This window comes from Rhizobium sp. J15, from assembly GCF_002531825.1.
Lineage (GTDB): Bacteria > Pseudomonadota > Alphaproteobacteria > Rhizobiales > Rhizobiaceae > Rhizobium.
Genome location: NZ_NWSX01000001.1, coordinates 248,245 through 265,364, shown reverse-complemented (window position 1 = coordinate 265,364; position 17,120 = coordinate 248,245). Strand labels below are relative to the sequence as shown.

Annotated in this window: 18 protein-coding genes; 11 read left to right on the top strand and 7 right to left on the bottom strand. The window is 62.9% G+C overall.

Annotated features, from left to right (window positions below):
- Positions 1–70: 70 nt before the first annotated feature.
- Together CO670_RS01225 and cueR are read left to right on the top strand one after the other, a co-directional pair.
- Positions 71–2,599 carry a heavy metal translocating P-type ATPase gene (locus CO670_RS01225; RefSeq protein WP_097588599.1) on the top strand — a complete coding sequence of 843 codons (2,529 nt, stop codon included), beginning with the start codon at positions 71–73 and terminating at the stop codon, positions 2,597–2,599.
- A 9-nt stretch (positions 2,600–2,608) separates the two neighbouring features.
- On the top strand, positions 2,609–2,998 hold the full coding sequence (gene cueR / locus CO670_RS01220) for a Cu(I)-responsive transcriptional regulator (protein ID WP_097588598.1): 390 nt from the start codon (positions 2,609–2,611) through the stop codon (positions 2,996–2,998).
- Positions 2,999–3,106: 108 nt separating this feature from the next.
- Here cueR and CO670_RS01215 read toward each other — a convergent pair whose 3' ends face one another.
- On the bottom strand, positions 3,107–3,415 hold the full coding sequence (locus CO670_RS01215; protein ID WP_097588597.1) for a hypothetical protein: 309 nt from the start codon (positions 3,413–3,415) through the stop codon (positions 3,107–3,109).
- A gap of 177 nt (positions 3,416–3,592) precedes the next feature.
- On the opposite strand from CO670_RS01215, the gene CO670_RS01210 reads away from it, so the two are divergent.
- The 3 genes from CO670_RS01210 to CO670_RS01200 are packed head-to-tail and all read left to right on the top strand — an operon-like array spanning position 3,593 to position 5,623.
- A complete protein-coding gene (locus tag CO670_RS01210) occupies positions 3,593–4,132 on the top strand; it encodes a sigma-70 family RNA polymerase sigma factor (protein WP_097588596.1) in 540 nt (179 codons plus the stop codon).
- The gene (locus CO670_RS01205) at positions 4,119–4,886 is read left to right on the top strand and encodes an anti-sigma factor (protein WP_097588595.1); all 768 of its coding nucleotides are present in this window, start codon (positions 4,119–4,121) and stop codon (positions 4,884–4,886) included. Before CO670_RS01210 ends, CO670_RS01205 begins: the two co-directional genes overlap by 14 nt.
- A gap of 20 nt (positions 4,887–4,906) precedes the next feature.
- Entirely contained in the window at positions 4,907–5,623 is a 717-nt protein-coding gene (locus CO670_RS01200; RefSeq protein ID WP_097588594.1) for a Bax inhibitor-1/YccA family protein, read from the top strand.
- A 121-nt stretch (positions 5,624–5,744) separates the two neighbouring features.
- On the opposite strand, the gene CO670_RS01195 is transcribed toward CO670_RS01200, so the two are convergent.
- From CO670_RS01195 to repA, 5 genes are all read right to left on the bottom strand, one after another.
- Positions 5,745–6,878 carry an RHE_PE00001 family protein gene (locus CO670_RS01195; protein ID WP_097588593.1) on the bottom strand — a complete coding sequence of 378 codons (1,134 nt, stop codon included), beginning with the start codon at positions 6,876–6,878 and terminating at the stop codon, positions 5,745–5,747.
- Between the two features lie 19 nt (positions 6,879–6,897).
- Entirely contained in the window at positions 6,898–7,062 is a 165-nt protein-coding gene (locus tag CO670_RS32835; RefSeq protein ID WP_176538848.1) for a hypothetical protein, read from the bottom strand.
- Complete coding sequence (repC, locus tag CO670_RS01190) at positions 7,059–8,273, bottom strand: plasmid replication protein RepC (protein ID WP_097588592.1); 1,215 nt, start codon at positions 8,271–8,273, stop codon at positions 7,059–7,061. The genes CO670_RS32835 and repC overlap by 4 nt, the downstream gene beginning before the upstream one ends.
- Before the next feature lie 155 nt (positions 8,274–8,428).
- Positions 8,429–9,424 carry a plasmid partitioning protein RepB gene (gene repB, locus CO670_RS01185; protein ID WP_097588591.1) on the bottom strand — a complete coding sequence of 332 codons (996 nt, stop codon included), beginning with the start codon at positions 9,422–9,424 and terminating at the stop codon, positions 8,429–8,431.
- Positions 9,421–10,617 (bottom strand): plasmid partitioning protein RepA, encoded by a 1,197-nt coding sequence (repA, locus tag CO670_RS01180; RefSeq protein WP_097588590.1) that lies wholly within the window; start codon positions 10,615–10,617, stop codon positions 9,421–9,423. Before repA ends, repB begins: the two co-directional genes overlap by 4 nt.
- Positions 10,618–10,820: 203 nt before the next feature.
- On the opposite strand from repA, the gene cobF reads away from it, so the two are divergent.
- The 5 genes from cobF to CO670_RS01150 all read left to right on the top strand — a co-directional run bounded on the left by cobF (position 10,821) and on the right by CO670_RS01150 (position 15,155).
- Positions 10,821–11,585 carry a precorrin-6A synthase (deacetylating) gene (gene cobF, locus CO670_RS01170; RefSeq protein WP_097588588.1) on the top strand — a complete coding sequence of 255 codons (765 nt, stop codon included), beginning with the start codon at positions 10,821–10,823 and terminating at the stop codon, positions 11,583–11,585.
- A gap of 63 nt (positions 11,586–11,648) precedes the next feature.
- A complete protein-coding gene (gene cobG, locus CO670_RS01165) occupies positions 11,649–13,031 on the top strand; it encodes a precorrin-3B synthase (protein ID WP_097588587.1) in 1,383 nt (460 codons plus the stop codon).
- A 2-nt stretch (positions 13,032–13,033) separates the two neighbouring features.
- Positions 13,034–13,666 (top strand): precorrin-8X methylmutase, encoded by a 633-nt coding sequence (locus tag CO670_RS01160; RefSeq protein ID WP_097588586.1) that lies wholly within the window; start codon positions 13,034–13,036, stop codon positions 13,664–13,666.
- The gene (locus CO670_RS01155) at positions 13,663–14,394 is read left to right on the top strand and encodes a precorrin-2 C(20)-methyltransferase (protein WP_097588585.1); all 732 of its coding nucleotides are present in this window, start codon (positions 13,663–13,665) and stop codon (positions 14,392–14,394) included. The genes CO670_RS01160 and CO670_RS01155 overlap by 4 nt, the downstream gene beginning before the upstream one ends.
- Positions 14,391–15,155, top strand: coding sequence for a precorrin-3B C(17)-methyltransferase (locus CO670_RS01150; RefSeq protein WP_097588584.1), 765 nt, complete (start codon positions 14,391–14,393; stop codon positions 15,153–15,155). Before CO670_RS01155 ends, CO670_RS01150 begins: the two co-directional genes overlap by 4 nt.
- On the opposite strand, the gene CO670_RS01145 is transcribed toward CO670_RS01150, so the two are convergent.
- The gene (locus CO670_RS01145) at positions 15,119–15,889 is read right to left on the bottom strand and encodes a cobalt-precorrin-6A reductase (protein WP_097588733.1); all 771 of its coding nucleotides are present in this window, start codon (positions 15,887–15,889) and stop codon (positions 15,119–15,121) included. The genes CO670_RS01150 and CO670_RS01145 overlap by 37 nt on opposite strands.
- On the opposite strand from CO670_RS01145, the gene cbiE reads away from it, so the two are divergent.
- The gene (gene cbiE, locus CO670_RS01140; RefSeq protein WP_097588583.1) at positions 15,873–17,120 is read left to right on the top strand and encodes a precorrin-6y C5,15-methyltransferase (decarboxylating) subunit CbiE; all 1,248 of its coding nucleotides are present in this window, start codon (positions 15,873–15,875) and stop codon (positions 17,118–17,120) included. The genes CO670_RS01145 and cbiE overlap by 17 nt on opposite strands.

The window sequence follows — 17,120 nt, the reverse complement described above, 5'->3', positions numbered from 1 at the left end:
GTGCTTGACCTTCCAGTTGCTGGAAGGTGGATAAGCCTATCCAGCTGCCCCTGGGGCACAGGAGATAGTCATGGATACCAAGCACGAACACGATCACCATCACAACCACGCGCACGGTGGCGATCACTGCCATTGCGGCCATGATCCACGGGAGAGCGCGGCCAACGCGGTGACCCGCGATCCCGTCTGCGGCATGACGGTCGATCCGAAGGCCGGCAAGCCATCGTTCGACCATGCGGGCCGCACCTATCATTTCTGCTCTGAGAGCTGCCGGACGAAGTTTGCGGCCATGCCGCAGGATTACTTGACCGCGAAAGATCCCGTCTGCGGCATGAACGTCGACCGCTCGACGGCGAAACATTTCCTGAAATTCGAAGGCGAGAAGTTCTACTTCTGCTCGGCCGGCTGCCAGGCGAAGTTCGAGGCCGCCCCCTCGGCCTATCGCGACGGCAAGCGCCCTACGGCAAAGCCGGCGCCGGAGGGCACGCTCTATACTTGCCCGATGCATCCCGAGGTCGTCAGCGACCGTCCCGGCGACTGCCCGAAATGCGGCATGGCGCTGGAACCGATGGGCGTTCCCCCCGCCGACGAAGGCCCTAACCCGGAGCTTGTCGATTTCAGCCGGCGGCTGTGGGTGAGCGCAGTCCTCGCCGTGCCGTTGCTCGCGCTCGGCATGGGGCCGATGCTCGGCCTGCCGCTTCGCGACGCGATCGGCGAGCCGCTTGCGACCTATATCGAGCTCCTGCTGGCGAGCCCCGTGGTGCTCTGGGCGGCCCTGCCCTTCTTCCGCCGCGCCTGGGCATCTCTCGTCAATCGCAGCCCCAATATGTGGACGCTGATCGGTCTCGGCGTCGGCACCGCCTATGTCTATAGCGTCGTCGCAGCACTTGCCCCCGATATCTTCCCCATGAGCTTCCGTGGCCATGGCGCCGCCGTCCCGGTTTACTTCGAAGCGGCAGCCGTCATCGTCGCGCTCGTCTTCGTCGGCCAGGTGCTGGAATTGAAGGCGCGCGAGCGCACCGGCTCGGCAATCCGCGCCCTGCTCGATCTTGCGCCGAAGACGGCGCGGCGCATCTATGCCGACGGCAGCGAAAACGACGTGCCGGTGGACGAGATCCAGACCGGCGACCGGCTGCGCGTGCGCCCCGGCGAACGGGTGCCGGTGGACGGCTCCGTTCTGGAGGGCCAGTCGACTGTCGATGAATCGATGATATCTGGCGAACCCCTGCCGGTCGAAAAATCGAAGGGCGATGCGCTGACCGGCGGCACGATCAACAAGAACGGCGCCCTTATCATGACGGCCGAGAAGGTCGGCGCAGACACGATGCTGTCGCGCATCGTCGACATGGTCGCCAAGGCGCAGCGCTCGCGTGCGCCGATCCAGGGTGCGGTCGACCGCGTATCCGCCTTCTTCGTGCCGGCGGTGGTCGCCGTCGCCATCCTTGCCTTCCTTGCCTGGGCCGCGATCGGCCCGGAGCCGAGCCTGGCAAATGCGCTGCTTGCCGCTGTCGCGGTTCTGATCATTGCCTGCCCCTGCGCGCTCGGCCTTGCGACGCCGATGTCTATCATGATCGCCACCGGACGCGGCGCTGGGGAAGGCGTACTGATCAAGGACGCCGAAGCGCTGGAGCGCTTCTCCAAGGTCGACACGCTGATCGTCGACAAGACCGGCACCCTGACCGAGGGCAAGCCGAGATTGACCGATGTGGTCGCCTCTAGCGGCATCGAGGAAAGCCGGCTGCTGTCGCTTGCGGCGAGCCTGGAGCGCGGCTCCGAACATCCGCTCGCCGAAGCGATCGTTTCCGGCGCGGGGGAACGCGGTGTCGCCTTCGTCGAGGTGAGCGGCTTCGAAGCCAAGACCGGCAAAGGTGTCCAAGGTCTTGCCGGCGGCGCGACGGTGGTGCTCGGCAATGCGGCGATGCTTGCCGATCTCGGCATCGATCCGGTGCCGCTTTCCGAGAAGACCGAAGCCCTGCGCGGTGACGGCAAGACCGTCATGTTCGTGGCGATCGACGGCGCGCTTGCCGGTCTCGTCGCCGTTGCCGACCGGATCAAGCCGACGACTTCAGCTGCCATCAAGGCGCTGCACGAAAGCGGGCTGAAGATCATCATGGCAACGGGCGATAACGAGCGCACCGCACGCGCGGTGGCGGTAAGCCTCGGCATCGACGAGGTGCGAGCCGACGTGCTGCCGGAAGGCAAGAAGGCTCTGATCGACGAGTTGCGCGCCAAAGGCGCCGTCATCGCCATGGCCGGCGACGGCATCAATGATGCGCCCGCACTTGCCGCAGCCGATGTCGGCATCGCCATGGGCACCGGCGCCGATGTTGCGATGGAAAGTGCAGGCATTACATTGGTGAAAGGCGATCTGACCGGCATCGTCAGGGCACGACGGCTGGCGGAGGCGACGATGCGCAACATCCGCCAGAATCTGGGGTTTGCCTTCGGCTATAACGCGCTCGGCGTGCCGGTCGCAGCCGGCGTGCTTTACCCGGTCTTCGGTCTGCTGCTTTCGCCGATGATCGCGGCGGCGGCGATGAGCCTCTCGTCCGTCTCGGTGATATCGAATGCCCTGAGGCTGCGCTTTGCAAAACTATAGGAGACGGCGATGAATATCGGCGAAGCATCGGAACGCTCGGGCCTGCCTTCGAAGACCATCCGCTACTACGAGGATATCGGCCTCATCCGCCCCGAAAGGGGCGGAAACGGCTACCGCGACTATGACGCGGCCGACGTCCACAAGCTGCGCTTCCTCCAGCGCTCGCGCGGCCTCGGCTTTTCCGTCGAGGAATGCCGGCAATTGCTGGCGCTTTACGAAGACAGGGGTCGGGCGAGCGCCGATGTCAAGGAGATCGCCGAGATCAAGCTTGCCGAGATCGACCGGAAGATCCGGGAGCTGACGGAGCTGCGGCATACGCTGGAGCACCTCGTGCATGCCTGCCATGGCAATGACCGGCCGGACTGCCCGATCCTCGAAGAGCTTTCGGACGGCGGCTGATCTTTTAGAGCATGTCGCGCAAAAGTGTGCTGCGGTTCTGCGATAACGACATGCGCAAAAACAAAAACCTAAAGCGCAAGGAGCGAATCTGAAAGATCGCGACGCGCTTTAGGACAGCTGGCGCGTGTTCTGATTGGCCGCCCGGTAAGAGCGCACCGGCTCTTCGGCCTCCTCGTCTTCGCCGTCATCCAGCACGCCTTCATCCAGCCGATGCTTGATCGCGAGCGCATAGATCACGTCGAGAATATTGCGGTCCTTGAGATGAGGATCTGTCAAGGCGAGAAGCGAAGCCCGGACGATCTTCTTGCTGGAGGCCTTCGGGCAACGCGCCTTGACGAAATCATAGAGCGCCTGATCCGTCAGCCCTTCCATCGCGCCGTCCACGAGAGCCTCGTAGACCCGCTTCTTTTCCTTCATTTATTGTTTTCCCCTTCAAATCAGCGTGCTGATGATCTGTCATGTATTTGTCATAAACAATCGCCGATTACGGTGCGCGTCCGAGGGACAGGGAATATTTGAAGAGTTTGCGCGCGACCCGCATGATTTTTTTGGCCCGCTGGGAATAAAATCCCCCGCACTTGCGTATACTCAATCATGGAACGGAAAGAACGCCCCTTCGACGTCATCGGACAGCTTGCAGCGCTCAGGCGCTATGCTCGCTCGCTGGTGCGCAGCTCGGACGAGGCGGAGGATCTGGTGCACGATGCGCTGGTGCGCGCCTACGAGAAGCGCAAGAGTTTCCGCAGCGGCGGCAACCTGCGCACCTGGCTCCTTTCCATCCTGCATAACGCCCATATCGACCGTCTTCGCCGGAACCGGTCGCTAACGCGCCGCCATGACGAGGCGGCTGCCGAAGCTGAGCAGTCTCTGCCGGCGGGGCAGGAACATGCCGTGCGCCTGCAACAGGTGCGCGAGGCGTTTTTCGACCTGCCGGAGGAACAGCGCGAGGCCCTGCACCTCGTGGCGATCGAGGATCTCTCCTATCAGGAAGCCGCCGCTGCGCTCGGCATTCCGGTCGGCACCCTGATGTCCCGGATCTCCCGCGCCCGCGCGCAGCTGCGCGAATTCGAGGAGAAGACGCCCCGCGTTTCGCATCTGAGATTAATCGGAGGGAACGGCAATGAAGACAGTTGATCCGATCATCGACGCCGATTTCGACGCCTATGTGGACGGCGAGCTCGATGTCGCCCGCCGCATTCAGGTGGAATCCTATCTTTCGGAGCATCCGGAGATTGCCGCCAAGGTCATGGCCGACCTCAGCATGAAGGGCGAGCTGCGTCTGGCTCTGGCCGGCGAAAGCGCCTTTGGCCGCGCCGAAACCCGCGACGCCGCTCGCCGGCTGGAACGTGGCCTTTCCTATGGCCGCATCTTCCATACCATGCAGCGCATCGCCGCCGTCGGTGTGTTGATCGCCGCCGGCTGGGTGGCACACAATTCCTTCGGCGCCTTCTCGGCGACCGAGGTTGCGGCTTCCGTTCCCGCACCTGCCTATGTCGAGGATGCCGTTCGCGCCTATCAGACCGCGGCCCTGCGCGAGAAGATCCCGTCGCAGGCGCCGACCACCTACAATGCCGATGACATTCGCGCCGCCACGGCGATCATCATGCCGGAATTGCCGAAGGACTGGAAGGTCGCCGATGTGCAGATCTTCCCCTCGGCATTCGGTCCAAGTGTCGAAATGTCGATCGAGGAAACGAATGGAAAGCGGCTTTCGCTTTTCGCCGTTCGGCCGGGCGCTTTCGAGGTCCAGCCGGTCAGCCATGTGGCACTCGAAAAAACGGAAGCCGCCTATTGGCAGATCGGCGAGGTCGCCTATGCGCTCATCGCCGACGATGGCGGCGTCAATCTCGATCAGGCAGCCGAACGGCTCGCCCGCTCGCTCTATTAGTTCAAACCGAGGAGATCAGTATGGACCCGATCAATTCCCGCTACGGCTACGGCGCTGGTGCCGGCTCGCAGGCCATCTTCGACGAAGGCCTGCGCCAGCATATGCTGCGCGTCTACAACTATATGGGCCTCGGCCTCGTCATCACGGGTATCGTCGCCTTCATCGTCGGCTCGACCCCGGCGCTCTATGTGCCACTCTTTGGCTCGCAGCTGAAGTGGGTGGTGATGCTGGCGCCGCTCGCCTTCGTCTTCTTCTTCTCGTTCCGCATCCAGACGATGTCAGCCAGCACAGCGCAGCTCACCTTCTGGGCCTTCTGCGCCGTGATGGGCCTGTCGCTTGCCTCCGTCTTCCTGGTCTTCACCAAGACGAGCATCGCGCAGACCTTCTTCATCACCGCTGCGATGTTCGGCTCCATCAGCCTCTACGGCTACACGACGAAGCGTGATCTCTCGAAGATGGGCTCGTTCCTGATGATGGGCCTCTTCGGCATCATCATCGCCGCCATCGTCAACATCTTCCTGGGGTCGAGCGCGCTGCAGTTCGCAATCTCGGTGATCGGCATCGTCGTCTTCGTCGGTCTCACCGCCTACGACACCCAGAACATCAAGGAACAGTATTCGGAAAACTACGATCAGGAATCGAACCAGAAGCTCGCCGTCTTCGGCGCGCTCTCGCTCTACCTGAACTTCGTCAATATCTTCCAGCTTCTGCTCAACTTCACGGGCGAGCGGGAATAGGACCGCGCTTCTGGGGGCAATGGAAGCGCAAGAGCGCCCGGTCTGCGGTCTGTGACAGGATGGTAGATCGGGTGCTCACCCTAAAAGGAGACGGCCGGGTTTACGCCCGGCCGTTTTCATTTCAGATGATGCCCCAGGCGCGATAACGGCCCCGGCCGGTGATTTCACGGATGCCGATCTCGTTGACGAGGTTCAGCGCGCCGCGCGGCGTGATGCGCAGCTGGCGGGCGATCATTGCCGCCGAAACCATCGGCCGCGACAGGATGAAATCGGCAAGCTCCGGCAGGCTGCTATTCGAACGGCGGCCGCGAAACCGCAGCTCCATCTGCGTGCGCGCCAACGACAAGCGGTCGATTTCCTTGAGGCCAGCCGTAGCACCCAGATGCATCGCCTCCAGAAAAGCCTGCAGCCGCGTTCCCCGGTCGCGCGCCCGGCGACGCTCATGGCGCACGAGCTTCAGCCCTCCGAAGAAGGAAAAGAGATGTGAGGTGACCTTACCGCGGGCACGCAGGTGGCTTGCGACCAGAAGGCCGCCGAGCCAATGCTGCCGCCGCAGCGGCTCGATCCTCTCCCATGCTTCGAAAAGAATGACGGCGCCTAGAACCGGGGGCAAAGCTTCGGCAAGCGGCAGCACGCTGCGCCACTCCGCAAGCCGCTGCTCCTCGTCCCACTCATCGTCACCGAGCAAACCGAGCGGATCTTCGTTTCGCTTCGTCGCGGGAACCGCAGCCTGCTCGCTCGGCGGCGCCTTGCCTGTATGGATATCGATGAGCTTCTGCGAGCGCGCGAGAAGCGCGTCGATCTCCGCCAGTTCGGCAGCAAGCGGTCCGTCCTCATCCTCGCCCTCTTCGCCGGTCTCGGCGACAGCTTCGGAACGCTTCGTCTCTTGTGCGCTCCCCTCCCCTTCCCCGAGCGTTGCGGTCAGCGTCGCAAGGCCTGAGGCGCCGAGCGCCCAGGAGGGTTCGCCGGTCCAGATGCGGCGACGCGTCCGCAGTACGGAATGAGCGATCGTCAGCTCGTGGCTCGGAGCGCGGCTATCCATATGCGCATCGTGCAGAACGAGATCCTCGACATGCACGAGTTCTCCGGCGACCCAGAGCGCGCCCGCTGCATCAAAAAAGTGGCTGCGCTCGGCAAATCCCTCGCCCACTGGGGAACGCAGCACTCGTTCGTCGAGCCGCGCCATCGCATCCTCGGCAGCGGCGATGGCTGGAAGCAGGGTTTGCAGCATTGCTCCATCGATGTCGTAGCGCATTGTTAACCTTTACGGTTTTTCACAAATGGAAGCAAAACAGACGTTTTGTTCCGTCATCTATGACATGAGTGATGGTGTTTTTCAACCGAAGTGCAGAGGGAAGGAAACCCTCGAGATGGCTGGTCGGCGGGCCGTCCTCGTTTAACAGCCGCGGCTGGTGCGAAGCTTTTTCATGCCCGCTCATCCGGTTTTCCTCGTCGCCGGCCCATTTGCCCGCATCAGCGCCATCAGCATCGGCCCGAGCGAGAATTCGCCGCGCTCCGCCCGCCGCGTGAGGTCTCGCAAGTAACCGCCGGCCGAATTGATATGTCCGCCCCTTTCCAGGATGCAGGCGATCACCGTGGCGGCATTTTCCGGCCCCATGACATCACAGGCCTGCTGATAGGCGCTGGGGCTGACGCCGAGGGTGGAACGGACGATGACGGCCGAGGCCATGAGGTCCCGCCAGCTGCCGATTCCACCGCCCGGGCCATACGCGATGATTTCGGGGCAGGCCTGTAGCACCATGGCAAGAGGGAAAGATTTCGGCGGTTCGCGCCACGGCCGCGGTTCTTCCTCCGGCTTTGCTCCCTGCTTCGTTTCGAAGCTTGGTTCAAGTTCAGATATGGGGTGTGGGTTTGAATTATGTATGTGCCGACCATTTTGGCTATCATTGGCGTCTGTTTTTTCTGTTTTCGTCTTCGATTCCAGCGTCTTGATGATCATCTCGCGGAATGCTTCGAGATCTGCCAGGAGGCTTTTCATCTCCGCAGCCGACGGGCGGCGCGGCAGGCTGGCCGAAAGCAGATTGAAATGCTCCTGCATCTCGATCCATTCGCCCGCGATTTGCTCTTCCAGTGCGATCTCGATGAGTTTGGCTATGTCACGCCGGCAGAGCGTCAGACGCTCCCTCAGGCGCTTCCATTCGAGCCTGTCGGCCATCACCTGAGCCGCCTGCGCTTCGATCTCGCCGGCGCGTGCAAGAAGCGGCGCCAGGCTGAAGCCGAAGGCCTCTCCAAGCCCGCCCTCGCCGTTGCGACGGGCAAAACGTTTACCGTTCGGGCTATCGCGCCGGATGATCAGGCCGGCCTCTACCAGCAGCGCCAGGTTCCGCCGCAGCGTCGTGCCGGCCATGCCGTGCGTGCGCAGCGAAAGCTGCTCGTTCGACGGAAAGACGACGAAGCCGTTGGCCTCGGCAATCTCGTTCTTCGGATAGAAGGTCAACAGCGCGTTGAGAACGGCAAGCGCACGATCGGATACGCCGACCATGTCCTTCGCTTCGCAGAGCGCGCGAAAAATCTTCCACTTGTCGACCGATGCATCCGGATCGACCTTGCTGGCGCTTTCCTGGCTTGCCAGCATGCCAAGCGTCATCGATCGCCGCCCAAAGGGCGTCGATACATATTGAGGCTCCATGTCCCTCACCTTTTTTCAAGGCAAAAGAAATCTTACCACCCAAAAGGATGCCGAAGATGCTTGACAGTGATTCGAGGAAGTGCGATTCTCAGATTGTCCAGATATGAGAAAGGCTTCCGCGACGGCAACGTTCGGAGGCTTTTTTCTTTTGCGGCCTACTCTCCTGCTTGCAACTTGCCGGCCCGATAGGCTTCGTAAAGCTCATCGAGACGGCGTGAAATGTAAGCGCCGAAATCCGGCGCATCGCCGGTCTTCAACGCAATCGTGAAGGAATTGCCGGCGCTCTTGATCCGGCCGGCAATCTTGCCACCGCTCTTCGGCTTCCAGTCATATTCTTTGGCTTCCGGCTTTGATTCCTTCTTGGCGAGTTCGGCGACCAAAAGCTCGAAACGGCGATCGCTGTCTTCCGCAATGAAGCGTTCCGAAGCGATGAGTTTCGCAAGCCGCGCTGCCGTTCCGCCGTTCCAGTCCTGGGCCAGCGCCATCCATTTGCGGCGCCCTATGCTAGGCGCCGCTCCAACCGACCTGACGATGTCGGCCGGGATGGCTTTTGCGACCGATATCAGCTTCGAAAGCTCCGTCTTATCGGTCGACAGCGCCTTCATGATGACGGGACGCTCGAAACCCTTGAGTTCGAGATTGAGGGCAAAGACCGCGCGCTCGATATAGGAAAGGTTCCGGCGCGCCGAATTCTCGATACCCTGGGCGATGACGACATCGGTATCGTCGAGCTTGCGGACGATCGCCTGCACCCTGCGCCCGAGCAGCTTGACGGCCTGCAGGCGGCGATGGCCGTAGGCAATTTGGTAGCGGCTCTCATCATCGGGATGGCGGCGAACGAGAACCGGCACTTCCTGTCCGTTCTCGGCAATCGACTGCACCAGCTCGTCCTCGATATCGAGCGGCTGATCGGCAAGGCGGTCGCGGACGAAGGAGGAATCGATCAGATCGGGATCCAGTTCGACGATGCGCTCGCCGGAAAGCAAGGCTTCCTGCATCGCCCTGCTCTCTTCTTCCATACGGCCAAGCGTCAGCGCCATCGTCCGAACCGGGCCGGCGGATCCGCGCGCGGAAGGCTCCTCATAGTTGGCCGCGGCCAACTCCTGCGCCGTATCGTCGAAAAGACCTTTCAGGCGATCGCGTCTGCTCATGTGCGGCCCCAGGCTTTGTGAATGCCGGCGAGAACCTCGCCGTTGGCGGCGTTGACCGATTCCAGCGCCCGGTCATATGTCGAGCGCCGTACCTGCCCCTTCTCGATTTCGTAAAGCGTCTGTTTCGTCAGGCCGGCATCGGCGATCGCCGTGGATTTGAGGATCGTCGCCGTCAAAACGTCGTCGCCGAAGAGACTGCGAAGAAGCGCAACGATCTGCGACTGCGGCGCGTCGAAGGGCTCGTGCCGGGTGACGATATATTTGATGAAATCATGCTGCAAATCGCCGCCGGCCCTGCGCACGACCGACAGCAGATCCGAGGTCATCAGCAGGAATTGCGACATGGAGGCGACATCAACCATCTGCGGATGGATGGTGATGAGCAGCGATGTTGCCGCACAGACGGCGCCAAGGGTGAGGTAGCCGAGCTGCGGCGGGCAATCGATCACTACCACATCATAATCGGCCTCGACCTCGGCAATAGCGACGCCAACGCGGCGGAAAAACAGCTCGGCCGGCTTCTGGCGGTCATTCAGGGCCCGCGGCGTCTCGTGTTCGAACTCCATCAGTTCGAGATTGCCCGGCACCAGATCGAGCCCGTCGAAATAGGTCTTGCGAACGATGTCCTTCAGCGGCTTGCGCGCCTCATCGTAGCGAATGGCGCCATAGAGCGTATCGCCGTCGGAGAGATCGAATTCAGGCTGCACGCCCAGCATCGAGGAGAGCGAAGCCTGCGGATCGAGGTCGATCGCCAGCACCCGATATCCTTCCAGCGCCAAATATTGCGCCAGATAGAGCGTGCTCGTCGTCTTGGCCGACCCGCCCTTGAAATTGGTGACGGCCACGGTCTGCAGCTTCTCACCGGGGCGCCGCCATGGAAGGTAGGACAGCGCATCCTTCGGCTTCAGTTTTGCCATATAATGGCGCAACTCATTGATCTGGCCGAGCGTATAGGAGCGTCGACCGTTCGACGACAGTTCCGGCTGCGGCCCCTTGCCATCCAGCGAGAGCTGACGAAGGTAGCCGTCGGACACGCCGATCATCTGAGCAGCCTCGCCGGAAGAGAAAGTGCGCAGCGTCTTCTGCGAAAGCGGCGGAAACAGCTTGTCGCGGAGGAGCTTCAATTGCCGCGAAAGCTGCTTCGCATGCCGCTCGATCCGCACATCCGTCGTCGATACGCTAATGTTGTCCAAAACACCCAATCCTTTTCGATGCGCTTTTCTGTCAACTTAGCGTCAAAAAGCGTATCGAAAATGACACGATTCGGGATTTGCGGCAACAATAGGGGCCGAGGAGGCGGCATGGCCTGGTTGGCCGCGGCCAACTCCCTGCCCTGCCCTTGCGGCGGGCCGGGTTTTTCGGCAAGACCGCCGGAACTCACGGGGAGAATATCCGCTTGAAGCATATCATTATCATCGGAATCGGCACGGGCAATCCGGAGCACGTCACTATACAGGCAATAAATGCGATGAACGCCGCCGACGTGATCTTCCTGCCGCTCAAAGGCCCCGGCAAGGAGGATCTCGCAGAGATAAGGCGGGAGATCTGCGAACGCTATATCACTCGGCCAGATGTCCGGATCGCGGAATTTGACGTGCCGCAAAGGCAGACAGCGGACAGGACCTATACACAGAGCGTCGATGCCTGGCACGGTGATATCGCCAATATCTATGGAGACCTGATTTCAAGCCTCCCCGACGATGGCACGGGCGCCTTTCTCGTCTGGGGCGATCCCAGCCTTTACGACAGCACCATCCGCATCATCGAACGCGTGCGGCAAACAAACAGCGTCGATTTCGATTACAGCGTCGTCCCCGGCATCACCAGCATCCAGGCCTTGGCGGCCAGCCACAAAATCCCGGTCAATCTCGTCGGCAAGCCGGTCGAAGTGACCACAGGGCGACGGCTGGTCCGGGACGGGCTTCAGACCGACAGCACGATCGTCATGCTCGACGGCGAACAGGCTTTTGCAAAGATCGACGACCCCGATGCCGAGATCTTATGGGGCGCTTATCTCGGCACCAAGGATGAGATCATCAGAGCGGGACGGCTCGGAGATATCGCCGCAGAAATTCTGACGCTCCGGGCCGAAGCCAGACAGCGGCACGGCTGGATCATGGACATCTATCTTCTCCGCAAGGGACGCGACTTCGAGGAGTAGCCGTTTCCGTCAAGCTTTGCCGCGTCGGCCGCGATCATGTAAGAGATGATCAGAGGACTAAGAATGGGCACCAAGGCCGCCAAGGCGATCGACAGGACAGGAGAGGCGGAACCGTATGATCGACCGCCGGCGAAGATGCGCCCGCGTGGCGCCTGTCCGGCTCTTGCCGCGCCCATGCCCACGGGCGATGGCTTGCTCGTGCGGCTGCGTCCGGCCGGCGGCGCCTTGACGCTATCGCAATTCGCCGCCCTCGCCGGCGCCGCCAGCGCGCATGGAAACGGCATTCTGGAAATCACCGCGCGTGGCAATCTGCAGATCCGCGGGCTGAAGACCGACACTGCAGAACGGCTTGCTGCCGATATAGATGCCGCCGGGATTGCAGTGCCGGACGGACCGGCGATCGAGATATCACCGCTGCACGGCATCGACCCTGAGGAAGTAGGTGATCCGGCCGCGCTGGAAAAGTCATTGCGTGAGGAGCTCAGCGAACTGCTCGTCTCGCCGCGGCTTGCGCCGAAACTCTCGATCATCATCGACGGCGGTGGAGCATTCGGTTTGTCGGCGCTTTTCGCCGATATCCGTGTCGTCGCACAGCCGGACGCGCACTGGCTCGTTGCGATCAACGGCGACGGCGAAACGGCAACGCCAGTCGCAAACGGTCCTGCAGAGGCGGCAATATCAGCCGTCGGCGAAATTCTGAATCTGCTGGCGGTGCTCGGGCAGAGCAAGCGGGCGCGGGATATCGATCCAGCGCTTCTGCGGACGCGCTTTCCCGCGATGGATCCGATCCGAGTTCTTCCGTCACACACGGCAAAGGCGCCGCTTTCCGGCTTGCACCGTCTCAAGGATGGTACGAGCGTGCTCGGCGTCCGGCCGGAATTCGGGCAGATGAAAGCGTCCGATCTGGCCTCCCTGCTCGATTGCGCGAAAGCCTACGGCGCGACCGTCGTCAGACTCGGGCCTAGCCGCGGCTTTTTCTTCACTGGGCTTCCGGCCGATGCCGCACCGGCCCTGCAGATTGCCGCGCGCAACCATGGTTTCAGCACGCAACCCGGCGAGAAGAGCGAATATGTCGCGGCCTGCGCCGGTGCGGGCGCCTGCGGTTCAGCCTTCTATGAAACGAGAACTTTGGCGCACCGCCTAATCGCTGCGGCACCTGTTCTCTTTGACGGGTCACTGACGCTCCATCTCTCCGGCTGCCCCAAGGGCTGCGCCCATGCCAGGCCCGCGCTCACCCTGACAGGCTCGGCGGAGGGTTACGACCTCGTCCTCAACGGTCTTGCGGCGGATCAGCCGGATGAACGGATCGCTGGCGGTCGGATCGATTTCGCTATAGAGAGGCTCGCCCGGTCCATAGAAGACAACAGAGGCGCTGGCGAATCGGCTGCCGCCTGCCTTACACGGCTTGGCACAACCGGCGTTTCGAAAGCGCTGCGACAGGAATAGGAATGCCAGACTACGATTATATCCGCAGCGGCGACGCGATCTACGAGCGTTCCTTTGCGATCATCCGCGCCGAGGCCGATCTTTCGCGCTTCACCGAAGATCAGGCCGAAATCGCCGTGCGCATGATCCATGCCTGCGGGCTTGTGGAAGCGGCGGAGCATTTCGTCTTTTCCACCGATTTCGTCAGTGCGGCGCGTGACGCGCTGAAGGGCGGCGCGCCGATCTTCTGCGATGCCGAGATGGTATCCCATGGCGTCACCCGCGCACGGCTGCCGGCGCTGAACGAGGTGGTGTGCACGCTACGCGATCCCGAAACACCGGAGCTCGCGCGTGAGATCGGCAATACACGCTCGGCGGCCGCCATGCATCTCTGGCTCGATCGGCTCGGCGGAAGCATTGTCGCAATCGGCAATGCGCCGACCGCGCTCTTCCATCTCCTCGAACTCCTGCGCGACGGCGCGCCGAAGCCCGCGGCGATCCTCGGCATGCCCGTTGGTTTTGTCGGCGCAGCGGAATCGAAGGATGCACTTGCGGAAAATTCTTACGGCGTCCCCTTCGCCATCGTGCGCGGCCGGCTCGGCGGCAGCGCCATGACGGCCGCCGCCATCAATGCGCTGGCGAGGCCTGGCCTATGACCGCAAACGGCCGTCTCATCGGCGTCGGCACAGGCCCCGGCGATCCCGAACTCCTGACTCTCAAAGCCGTGCGCGCCATCGAAGGCGCCGATGTGATCGCCTATTTCGCCAAACAGGGCAGGGGCGGAAACGGCAAGGCGATCGTCGAACCGCTGCTGAAACCAGGCGTGATGCTGGTTCCGCTCTATTATCCCGTCACCACCGAGATCGACAAGAACGACGAGCGCTATCAAAGCCAGATCACGGAGTTCTACGATCAGTCAGCGCGATATATCGCCAGCCATCTCGATGCCGGACTGACCGTCGCCGTGCTCAGCGAAGGCGATCCGCTGTTCTACGGCTCCTATATGCACCTGCATATCAGGCTGTCGACGCGTTATCCGACGGAAGTGATCCCCGGCATCAGCGCCATGTCGGGCTGCTGGTCCCTGGCAGGCATGCCGATCGTCCAGGGTGACGACGTGCTTTCCGTACTGCCCGGTACGATGGCCGAGACCGAATTGACCCGCCGTCTCGCCGATACGCAAGCGGCCGTCATCATGAAGGTCGGCCGAAATCTGCCTAAGATCCGCCGGGCGCTGGCTGCTGCCGGCCGGCTGGCGGAAGCCGTCTATGTCGAGCGCGGCACCATGTCGAATGCGGCGATGGAAAAGCTTGCCGACAGGGGCGAGGGCGATGCGCCCTATTTCTCGCTCGTGCTGGTCCCGGGCTGGGAGGGCAGCCGATGAAGGGCGGACTTTTCGTGATCGGCACCGGTCCCGGCAATCCCGAGCAGATGACGCCGGAAGCGCTGGCCGCTGTCGATGCGGCGACGGACTTTTTCGGCTACGGGCCTTATCTCGACAGGCTGCAGCTCCGCCCCGACCAGTTGCGGCACGCCTCGGACAATCGCGAGGAGCTCGATAGGGCAGGGGCAGCTCTCGCCATGGCGGCGGACGGCGCGAAGGTCTGTGTCGTCTCCGGCGGCGATCCCGGTATCTTCGCCATGGCCGCCGCCGTCTGCGAGGCGATCGAAAATGGACCGGCGGCCTGGCGTGCGGTCGATCTCACCGTCCTGCCCGGCGTCACGGCAATGCTGGCGGTGGCGGCGAGGGCCGGGGCGCCGCTCGGCCACGATTTCTGCGCCATATCGCTTTCAGACAACCTAAAGCCTTGGAATATCATAGAGAACCGCCTTGAGCTGGCGGCGAAGGCAGGCTTCGTCATCGCCCTCTATAATCCGATCAGCCGGGCGCGGCCGTGGCAACTCGGCGAGGCTTTCAAATTGTTGCGGCAGCATCTGCCGGCAACGACGCCGGTGATTTTCGGCCGTGCGGCCGGAAGGGCAGATGAGCGCATCGCGGTGCAACCGCTGTCTGAGGCGGATGCATCGGTTGCCGATATGGCGACCTGCGTCATCATCGGCTCGGCCGAAACGCGTGTCGTTGCGCGCCCCGGCAAGCTGGACCTCGTCTATACTCCGCGCTTCATGGCAGGAGAGAAGAGGTGATCGATCGCCGCAAGCGCTGCCTCGACAGTCTCGACCACGGCGACCTCAGGGGCGGTCTCGCGCGCCACCATCATCACCTCGATGCCGAGCAGGCGGGCCGCCTCGATCTTGGCATAGGTCGCGGCTCCGCCGCTGTTCTTGGCAATGATGACGTCGATCCCATGCTTCCTCAGCAAAACGCATTCGTCTTCCAGCGTGAACGGACCTCGATCGAGGATGTATTCGACCCCCGCGAGCGCGAGCGGCGGTTCGACGCGATCGACGCTGCGGATGAGGTAGAAATGTTGCGGCGCCGCTTCCGCGTGATGCGCGCCCTGCCGGCCCGTCGCCAGGAACACACGGCGGGGCGAGGGCCCGAGCGCTTCAATAGCCGCCGGAATGCTCCGCACGCCCTGCCAGCGGTCGCCTGGCTGACGTTGCCATGCAGGGCGGCGCAAAGCGATGGCAGCAATGCCCGTCGTCTCGGCCGCGAAAGCGGCGTTGGCGGAGATGCGCTCGGCGAAGGGATGCGTCGCGTCGATCAGCAGGTCATATTCGCCGGCTTTCAGAAAATCGGCCAGCGCCGCAGCCCCGCCGAAACCGCCGATGCGAACCGGAACCGGCTGCGCGGCCGGTTTTTCGGTGCGGCCAGCCAGCGACAGAAGAACATCGCAGTCGTCACGCGTCGCGAGCGCTCCGGCGAGCAGGCGCGCCTCGCCGGTGCCGCCGAGGATCAGGATGCGGGATCTTCCCATGGCTGATGTTTCTTCCCCTTCCGGCCAGCGCTGGCTGACTATTATCGGCATCGGCGAAGATGGTCCAGCAGGGCTGGGCGAAGAGGCGAAAAGGCTGATTGCGAGCGCGCCGGCCGTTTTCGGCGGGGCGCGGCATCATGCGCTTGCTGCATCGCTGATCACAGGTGAAAAGCTCTCCTGGCAGAGCCCGTTCGAGCGCTCGATCGACGCCATTGTTGAAAGGCGTGGCTCGCCTGTCGTCGTGCTCGCCTCCGGCGATCCTTTTCTCTACGGCGTCGGAGCGACGCTTTCCCGCCACGTGGCCGCAGAAGAAATGCACGTCATTCCCGCGCCATCCGCCTTCAGCCTTGCCGCGTCCCGCCTCGGCTGGCCGCTGCAGGACGTCGCTACGGTCTCGCTGCATGGACGGCCGCTCGACCTGATCCGGCCGCATCTACACCCCGGACGGCGCATCATCGCGCTGACCTCGGACGAGAAGGGGCCTGGCGAACTCGCCGCCTTGCTTGCCGCCGCCGGTTTCGGTCAATCGCGGCTTACCGTGCTCGAGGCGCTTGGCGGCAGCCGGGAACGGCAGAGGCGTACGACGGCTGCGGATTTCGATCTCGCGGAGATCGATCCCCTGAATGTCTGTGCACTCGATCTCGCGGCAGGGGAGGGGGCTCGCATCCTGCCCTTTTCCGCTGGCCTCGAGGACGCGCTGTTCGAGCATGACGGCCAGATCACCAAACGCGAAATTCGGGCGGTAACGCTGTCGGCGCTTGCGCCGCGTCACGGCGAACTGCTCTGGGATATCGGCGCGGGCGCGGGATCGATCGGCATCGAATGGATGCTGGCCGACCCGTCGCTGAAGGCAATCGCCATCGAGCAGTCGCCGGAGCGGGCAGCGCGCATTGCCCGCAACGCGTCCGCCTTCGGCGTTCCGCATCTCGCTGTCGTCGAAGGTTCGGCACCCGATGCACTGCGGGGATTGCCGGAGCCGGATGCGATCTTCCTCGGCGGTGGCGGCAGCGAACCGGATGTGATGGACGGCGCCATTGCCGCGCTGAAGCGGGGAGGGCGGCTCGTCGCCAATGCCGTGACGCTGGAGATGGAAGCCGTGCTGCTCTCAGAATATACAAAACGCGGCGGTTCGCTTACGCGGATCGACATATCGCGCACCGAGCCCCTCGGCGGCATGCGCGGCTGGCGGCCGGCAATGCCGGTCACCCAGTGGCGCTGGACGAAAGGATAA

What these genes read in the sequence shown, in the direction of transcription:
- CO670_RS01150 (WP_097588584.1), top strand. Translation starts at nt 14,391, where the DNA reads ATGAAGGGCGGACTTTTCGTGATCGGCACCGGTCCCGGCAATCCCGAG.
- repC (WP_097588592.1), bottom strand. Translation starts at nt 8,273, where the DNA reads ATGGAGCCTCAATATGTATCGACGCCCTTTGGGCGGCGATCGATGACG.
- CO670_RS01195 (WP_097588593.1), bottom strand. Translation starts at nt 6,878, where the DNA reads ATGCGCTACGACATCGATGGAGCAATGCTGCAAACCCTGCTTCCAGCC.
- CO670_RS01160 (WP_097588586.1), top strand. Translation starts at nt 13,034, where the DNA reads ATGCCAGACTACGATTATATCCGCAGCGGCGACGCGATCTACGAGCGT.
- cueR (WP_097588598.1), top strand. Translation starts at nt 2,609, where the DNA reads ATGAATATCGGCGAAGCATCGGAACGCTCGGGCCTGCCTTCGAAGACC.
- CO670_RS01200 (WP_097588594.1), top strand. Translation starts at nt 4,907, where the DNA reads ATGGACCCGATCAATTCCCGCTACGGCTACGGCGCTGGTGCCGGCTCG.
- CO670_RS01215 (WP_097588597.1), bottom strand. Translation starts at nt 3,415, where the DNA reads ATGAAGGAAAAGAAGCGGGTCTACGAGGCTCTCGTGGACGGCGCGATG.
- CO670_RS01145 (WP_097588733.1), bottom strand. Translation starts at nt 15,889, where the DNA reads ATGGGAAGATCCCGCATCCTGATCCTCGGCGGCACCGGCGAGGCGCGC.
- cbiE (WP_097588583.1), top strand. Translation starts at nt 15,873, where the DNA reads ATGCGGGATCTTCCCATGGCTGATGTTTCTTCCCCTTCCGGCCAGCGC.
- CO670_RS01225 (WP_097588599.1), top strand. Translation starts at nt 71, where the DNA reads ATGGATACCAAGCACGAACACGATCACCATCACAACCACGCGCACGGT.
- CO670_RS01210 (WP_097588596.1), top strand. Translation starts at nt 3,593, where the DNA reads ATGGAACGGAAAGAACGCCCCTTCGACGTCATCGGACAGCTTGCAGCG.
- CO670_RS01155 (WP_097588585.1), top strand. Translation starts at nt 13,663, where the DNA reads ATGACCGCAAACGGCCGTCTCATCGGCGTCGGCACAGGCCCCGGCGAT.
- CO670_RS01205 (WP_097588595.1), top strand. Translation starts at nt 4,119, where the DNA reads ATGAAGACAGTTGATCCGATCATCGACGCCGATTTCGACGCCTATGTG.
- repB (WP_097588591.1), bottom strand. Translation starts at nt 9,424, where the DNA reads ATGAGCAGACGCGATCGCCTGAAAGGTCTTTTCGACGATACGGCGCAG.
- CO670_RS32835 (WP_176538848.1), bottom strand. Translation starts at nt 7,062, where the DNA reads ATGAGCGGGCATGAAAAAGCTTCGCACCAGCCGCGGCTGTTAAACGAG.
- cobG (WP_097588587.1), top strand. Translation starts at nt 11,649, where the DNA reads ATGGGCACCAAGGCCGCCAAGGCGATCGACAGGACAGGAGAGGCGGAA.